Source organism: Ralstonia sp. 1B3 (genome assembly GCF_036631435.1).
Window position 1 is genome coordinate 71,336 of the sequence record NZ_JAPNUG010000025.1, and the last position, 6,658, is coordinate 77,993.

Genomic DNA, 6,658 nt, shown 5'->3' on the forward strand with positions numbered 1-6,658 from the left:
TCCTCTGAATCTGTCAGATTCCTCTGTTCCTGCAAGTTGGACTGGCGCCGACGCTCTACGCTCGTGCCTCCTACTTGAGAGGAACACAAACATGTTTGTCATCTTTGGGGCGTCGGGCAAGGTCGGCACCGCGACGGCTACGGCGCTGCGCAACGCGGGCCGGCCCGTGCGCGCAGTGGTGCGCCATGCCCGGCAAGGCGAGGCGTTGGCCAAACTCGGTTGCGACATCGCCGTTGCTGACCTGACCGACGCCGCCTCCGTCGCATCGGCCATCAAGGGCGCCACGGCTGTGCAGATCCTGTGCCCGGTGCCGGTGCGCGATGCGGACCCAGCGTCGACCATGGAGCGCATGATCGACGTGGCGGCCGGTGCGCTGCGCGCGAACACGCCATCGGCTGTCCTGGCCCTGTCGGACTACGGCGCCGAGCTGGAGCGGGGCACCGGCCTGACGCAGTTGTTTCATCTCCTGGAAGCGCGGCTCGCCGCTGGCGACCCATCTGACGCTGCTGCGTTCGGCTGAGCATGCGCAGAACTGGGCGGCGATGCTGCCCGTCATGTTGGCGACGGGGCGGCTGCCGAGTCTGCACCATCCCCTTGACCGCGCGTTTGCGACCGTCGCCACGCAGGACGTGGGCGCCTTGGCCGCTGAGTTGTTGCTCGGAGCGCCATCGGGCAAGACGCCGCGCATTGTCAGCGTGGAAGGCCCGCGCCGAGTGAGCCTGATCGATGTCGCACGCGCATTCAGCGCCGTCGTGGGCCGCGAGATTGTTGCCGACGCCGTGCCGCGCACCGCGTGGGCGCCGATGCTGCAGCGTGCCGGTCTGAGTGCGAACCATGTGCAGCTGCTGACTGAACTCTACGACGCGGTCAACGCTGGGCAGATCGACGTGGAGAAGGGCGTATCCGAGCAGCGTTTCGGCAAGACGGAGCTGCACGATGTGTTTGCCGCGATGCTGGCGGCGCACGTGAAATCGAGGTAGCGGGGGCGTCCGGGCGTCTGGCTGGCGCGGCACTTTGCGCCTATCCTTCGCAGCATTGCTCAAGCCGACGCCCCGAGCGGGCGAGGAGGCCACCGTGAGGATTGCCCCACGCTGTCTTGTCCTGGCGCTGCTGCTGGCAGCGCCCGCCGCCCACGCCGAAGATGACCTGCAGAATCGCGGTCACGACCCGTTCTTCCAGATTTCTTCCGGTGTTGCCAACTGCCCCGAGCCTGCCGGCCCGCGGATCAGCGAAGCCGAATGGAAGCGTGATTCGCACCATCGCATCGAGCACGGCAACCATTGCTGGGTCGAAGGCCGGTGCCGCTTGCCGAACGCGTTTTCTTACGACGACGAGATTGCCGAGACGGCCAAGCGGCGCCTGCAATGGATGTCCATCCACGTGCCGGGATGGAAGCAGAACACCACGCTGTGGGTGACGATATGGCAGCGCTGGATGCTCGTGCAGGGCTGCGTGGCGCCGGGCTACACGTTGGCGCCGTTCATGACCGCGCTGCGCGAGGTGCCCGATGTAGAACGCTTCATCGACGAGACAACGGCGCACCCCGAGCGCGGTGTGCCGTATGCACTGTTCCGCGCCGGTGCGGTGGTGCCCGGCGGCGCTAAAACGCCTGCATCGCCGGTCAGGCCGTAAGGATCACTTCAATCTTCAGGCAAACCACCCCAGCGCCAATGCCGCCACGGCCGGCACCGTCTGCACGAAGAGAATCCGTTTGTTGACCGTGATGGCCCCCCAGATGCCGGCCACCGCCACGCAGATCAACCCGAACAGCGCAAACGCAGCGTTGATGGCCGGGTCCGGTGCGACCAACCCAATGACGAGCGCCGCCACCAGGAAACCGTTGTACAAGCCTTGGTTGGACGCCATCGCGGCGGTCTCGGCGGCTTTCTCGGGGGTGATGCGGAAGACCTTGGGGCCGCGCGTCTTCCACAACACCATCTCGAGTACGACGATGTAGACGTGGATCAGCAGCACGAGCAGATAGACGAGCAGGGCGAGGGTTTTGATCATGGCGGTCATCAAAAGTGAACGTGCCGCCATGATAGAGATTTTGTGCCGCGTGCCTGCACCCGGATGGTGGGGTATCGGGGCAGCGGCGGCGCGCAATCTGCCTTTACCCGCGATGCGCCGGCTGCAAATTTCATCGTCCCGGACTATCCTGTGCGCTTTCGTTCCAGGCAGAGGAGCCATCGCATGACAACATCGCAAGGATCCATGATTTCGTTCAAGCGCCCGGATGGGCAGGAACTCCAAGGCTATCTGGCCAAGCCGGCCAAGGCGGAGGGTGCCCCGGGCATCGTCGTCATCCAGGAGTGGTGGGGCCTGAACGACCAGATTCGCGGCGTGGCCGACCGCCTTGCGCGCGCGGGCTACGTGGCGCTGGTGCCCGACCTCTATCGCGGCACCATGACGGTGGAAGAGGAAGAAGCGCACCACCTGATGACCAACCTGAATTTTGGCGACGCGGCCACGCAGGATGTGCGCGGCGCCGTGCAATATCTCAAGCAGACCTGCGGCCGCGTCGGGGTGACGGGCTACTGCATGGGCGGCGCGCTGACGCTCCTGACGCTGAGCAACGTGCCGGAAGCGGATGCCGGCGTTGTCTGGTACGGCTACCCTCCGCTGGAATACATCGACGCCTCCAAGATCAAGGTGCCGGTGCAGGGTCACTGGGGCACGCAGGACACCGCCTTCAAGATCGAAGGCGTCGATGCGTTGGAAAAGAAGCTCGTTGATGCCGGCGTCGATGTCGACTTCCATCGTTATCTCGCGCATCACGCATTCGCCAATGAAACGGCCGTGGGCGAAAACCGCATCGCCATCACGCAATACGACCCGGTGTGGGCGCAACACGCCTGGGATCGCGCGCTGACGTTCTTCGGCCGCACGCTCTGGTAAGCCCACACAGGATGGCGGGTTGGGCGGTACGGCGCGATCACGAAATGCTGCAATTTTGCATGTGGGCTGCGCCGCTGCCGCCGCTATAATTCACGGCGCTGCCGCACCAACGGTAGCTGGGTTTCGCAGCCTATCTTTTCCCGTATGGCCGGACGGCCGCCTTGTGCGGCTTTTTCACGTCCGCGCTCGCGCACGCTTGTACTTTGGCGGGCCGGGCAGGGAGACCGAAAGGTCTGCCGGCGTCCTACGGGCCGGTCTGCGAACCCTGTCGTCGGGCCCGCCACCCTCGTTCGCAGCGAAACGTCGGGCCTTTTGCAATCCGTAGGAGGCTCCATGACTGTTGTATTCAGCGGGCGTCGCCCCGCGTCTTTTCCTTCTCCACCTTGGCTGTGCCCCGTTCCGTTGCGATTCGGGAGCCGCCAATGACACTCACCAAACGCCGCGTCTATCTTGACGGTGCGCTGGAAGCGCGAGCCTTCCTCTGTCGAACGCAGGCCTACGTGCGCGAGTTCGGGCAGCATCGGCCGCGCCTGCTGCGGCAGCAACTGATGGAGTACACGGGCAGCGCCTATCCGCCCGCATTTGCGCGGGGGTTTGTCGACATGATCGGCGCATACGTGTCGCTGGCACTGGAGCGCAGCGATATCGATCCGGCCACGTGGGAATTGATGGCCGAGGTTGAGCGGCTGCCTCAGAGGCCAGCGGCAGCGCAATCAGCCGCCCAGAATGCGCCGCGCCGCGCGATCCCCCCACCACGCCGCTTCTTCAAAAACCGAATAGCCGGACAGGTCCGCATGCGCGTAGTGGATCGGCCCGGCGCTTTCACGCAGGCGCGCAATGCCCGGTCGAGAGAGGAAGCCCGGTGTGGGAATCGCCATCGCATGGCCGCGTAGCGTCAGGTCTGCCCGGCGGATCTGGGTGCGCAGGCGGATGCCGTACACGGTATCCAGATCGGCCAGCGCCCGATCGAGCAGCGCTTGCGGCGATGCCTTCAGCAGCCATTCACGTGCCGCCTTCGGCGTCATGTCCGACAGCGCCACGTAGGCGGTGAACACGCTCTGCGCGGGTGGCCTGACGCGAATGTCCTGGTGATTGGCGACCACATAACCCAGGCCCGTGCCGCGATAGACCACGTTGTCCCACGCCAGCGGCGTGTCGTCGTGTTCGGGAGGAAAGCCATCGATGAGCAGGTTGGCGAGCAGCCACGGCGCGGTTTCGGGCAACTCGGCGGCGGGCACGTCAAAGCCGTCGACGATGTGTTTGGCAACGTGCAGCGGCATCGCGCTGACCACGTGATCGGCCCGCAGCCGGACGACGCGGCCATCCGCTTGCAGCACATCGGCGAAGACGCGGGCGCCGGCCTCAGTTGTAGTGCCGATGCGGGCGGCGCTGCCCGGCAGCAGGCGGCCCGGTTCGTTCAGTCCGGCGGCTTGGAACAGCCGCTCCGCCATCCAGTCCAGGCCCTCCGGCCACGTGAGCACGGTGCCTTGTTCCGCATTGCTGGCCATGCCGCCTCGGCTGGCGAAATAGGCAATGCCGGCCCAGGCGGAAACATGATCGGCGGTGACGCCGTAATCGTCGCGGCAGCAGTAATCGGCATACCAGTGCAGCGTGGCGGCGCGGTAGCCCTCGTGGTGCAGCCAGTCGCGGAAGGTGAGCGCATCGAGCGCGCGCCATGCCGGGTCTGCGGATGAGCGCCGTCGGCACGGCAAAGACGCGGCGGCCGTCGGTGCCGGCGGTCTGGCGCAGCCGGTCGATGTGGGCGAAGAATCGTGTGTGCTCGGCGCGTTCCGCTTCGGTAATGCCTTCATGCGGCACAAAGCCGTCTTGCCAGCGATTGCCGAGCCACAGGCGTTCATCGGGCGCGTGAACGAGCACGCGTTCGTCGTACGTCGGGCGCAGGCCAAACGGGTCGCGCTCGATCACGCCAAAGTCGGCCAGCATCTCGCGCACGTGCGTCGATTCCATCGACGGCAGCGGCAGGTAATGCGCACCGGTCGGGAAGCGCTGCGCACCGAAGGCGCCGCCAGCGGCATTGCCATAGCGCTCCGGGCCTTCCACGACCACCGCGTCGCGCCGGCCGCTTTTTGCGAGTCGCCACGCACAGCTCAATCCGCCGATGCCGCTGCCGCAAATGGCAACGCCCACGCGCCGCGTTTCCGATGGTGGCGGCAGCGTGCGCAGGTCGCGCAGCCGATGGCCTGCAGCCTGGCCGGGCATGCGCACGTTGGGCGTGATTTCGGTAAAGGCCCGAAAGCCTGCCCACGAAGCGGCACCCGCCGCAGCCACACCGGCCGCAGCTGCGCCCACAAGAAAGCTGCGTCGCGTTGCCATCAGCGCAGCACGCCGTGCCAGTCTTCTTCGAAATACCGCACCAGCGATTGGTTGTTCAGCCGGTTCGGCTCCACCTGCGGGCGCGGCATGTCGGGCGCGAAGCTGAACATCTGGTGTGTGGTGTCGGCATCCAGAAAGCGCGTCGGCACGCGGTACGACGTAGGCGGCTTGAAATCCGCGCGGCCCGGTGCGGCCAGGATGAAGCCCCATTCGCCAAACGACGGCACCAGCGCGTGATAGGGCCACGTGCGATAGCCGGCTTCCTTCAGCGTCGCATCCACACACCAATACGAACGCGGCGCGAAATAGGGCGACGTCGCTTGAATGACGACCAGGCCCGTATCCGCCACATGGCGCGACAGCAACCGGTAGAACGGCACCGAATACAGCTTGCCGATGCTGAAGTTGGACGGGTCCGGAAAATCGACGATGGCCACGTCGAACATGTCGGTGGCGGTCTGCATCCATTGCGCCGCATCGGCGTTGACCACCGTCACGCGCGGGTCGCTGAACGCATGCTGATTGAGCGCGACCAGCGCCTCGGCGTGCGAGAACAGGTTCGTCATGCGCGGGTCCAGGTCGACCAGCGTCACGTGCTCAATTTGCGGGTATTTCAGGATTTGCCGCAGCGCGAGGCCGTCGCCGCCGCCCAGCACCAGCACGCGCCGCGCACCGCGCACGGATTCCAATGCGGGCAGCACCAGCGCCTCGTGATAGCGGTATTCGTCGCGCGAGGAAAACTGCAGGTTGCCGTTGATGTACAGGCGCAGGTCGTCTTTCCAGCGCGTGACGACCAGCCGTTGATACGGCGAGGAAATCGCATGGATGATCTCGTCGCCAAAGAGCGCGCGTTCCGACCAATGCGTGAGCTTGTCCGAGGCGCCAAAGCCCGCCAGCAATGCTGCCGCCACTGCGCCGGCGCGCCACGCCATCGCCGTGCGCATGCGCGCCGTGAGCGCCAGCTCGGCGCGGAAGTGCCAGAGCGTCCAGACCGCAATCGCCGTATTGAAAAGGCCGAACAGGAAGCCGGTGCGCACCAGCCCCAGGCGCGGCGCCAGCACCAGCGGAAACAGCAGCGACACGGCCAGCGCGCCAAGGTAATCGAACGTGAGCACGCGGCTGACGAGGTCGGAAAACTTGGCCTGCCGCCGATGCAGCATGCGCATCACCAGCGGGATCTCCATGCCGACCAGCACGCCGATCACCGTAACCAGTGCGTACAGCACCAACCGGAACGGTGCCGACTCCAGCGCAAACAACGCAAACAGCGCCGCTGCCGACACGCCGCCAAACAGCCCCACCAGCAATTCCAGATCGACAAAGCGAGCGAGCAGCGCCTCGTCCGCCACGTAGCGCGAGAGCCATGAGCCGATGCCCATGGCAAACAGATAGGCGCCGATGATGGAGGAGAACTGCAGGATGGAAT

The 6,658-nt window shown here is 65.7% G+C and carries 4 protein-coding genes and 2 pseudogenes; 3 read left to right on the forward strand and 3 right to left on the reverse strand.

What is annotated here, in order from left to right:
• The first annotated feature begins 91 nt into the window (after positions 1-91).
• Together OWR21_RS07065 and OWR21_RS07070 are read left to right on the forward strand one after the other, a co-directional pair.
• A pseudogene (locus OWR21_RS07065) lies at positions 92-980 on the forward strand (NmrA family NAD(P)-binding protein).
• A gap of 94 nt (positions 981-1,074) precedes the next feature.
• Entirely contained in the window at positions 1,075-1,632 is a 558-nt protein-coding gene (locus tag OWR21_RS07070; RefSeq protein WP_316898349.1) for a BON domain-containing protein, read from the forward strand.
• A 15-nt stretch (positions 1,633-1,647) separates the two neighbouring features.
• Here OWR21_RS07070 and OWR21_RS07075 read toward each other — a convergent pair whose 3' ends face one another.
• Positions 1,648-2,010 (reverse strand): DUF1304 domain-containing protein, encoded by a 363-nt coding sequence (locus OWR21_RS07075; protein WP_027679213.1) that lies wholly within the window; start codon positions 2,008-2,010, stop codon positions 1,648-1,650.
• A 183-nt stretch (positions 2,011-2,193) separates the two neighbouring features.
• On the opposite strand from OWR21_RS07075, the gene OWR21_RS07080 reads away from it, so the two are divergent.
• Positions 2,194-2,898, forward strand: a complete 705-nt coding sequence (locus OWR21_RS07080; RefSeq protein ID WP_332394871.1) for a dienelactone hydrolase family protein — start codon at positions 2,194-2,196, stop codon at positions 2,896-2,898.
• A gap of 713 nt (positions 2,899-3,611) precedes the next feature.
• On the opposite strand, the pseudogene OWR21_RS07085 reads toward OWR21_RS07080, so the two are convergent.
• Together OWR21_RS07085 and OWR21_RS07090 are read right to left on the reverse strand one after the other, a co-directional pair.
• Positions 3,612-5,232: pseudogene (locus OWR21_RS07085) on the reverse strand (FAD-dependent oxidoreductase).
• Positions 5,232-6,658, reverse strand: a 1,427-nt coding sequence (locus tag OWR21_RS07090) for a polyamine aminopropyltransferase (protein ID WP_332394872.1), incomplete at its 5' end; no start/stop codon positions are given. The pseudogene OWR21_RS07085 and the gene OWR21_RS07090, both read right to left, overlap by 1 nt.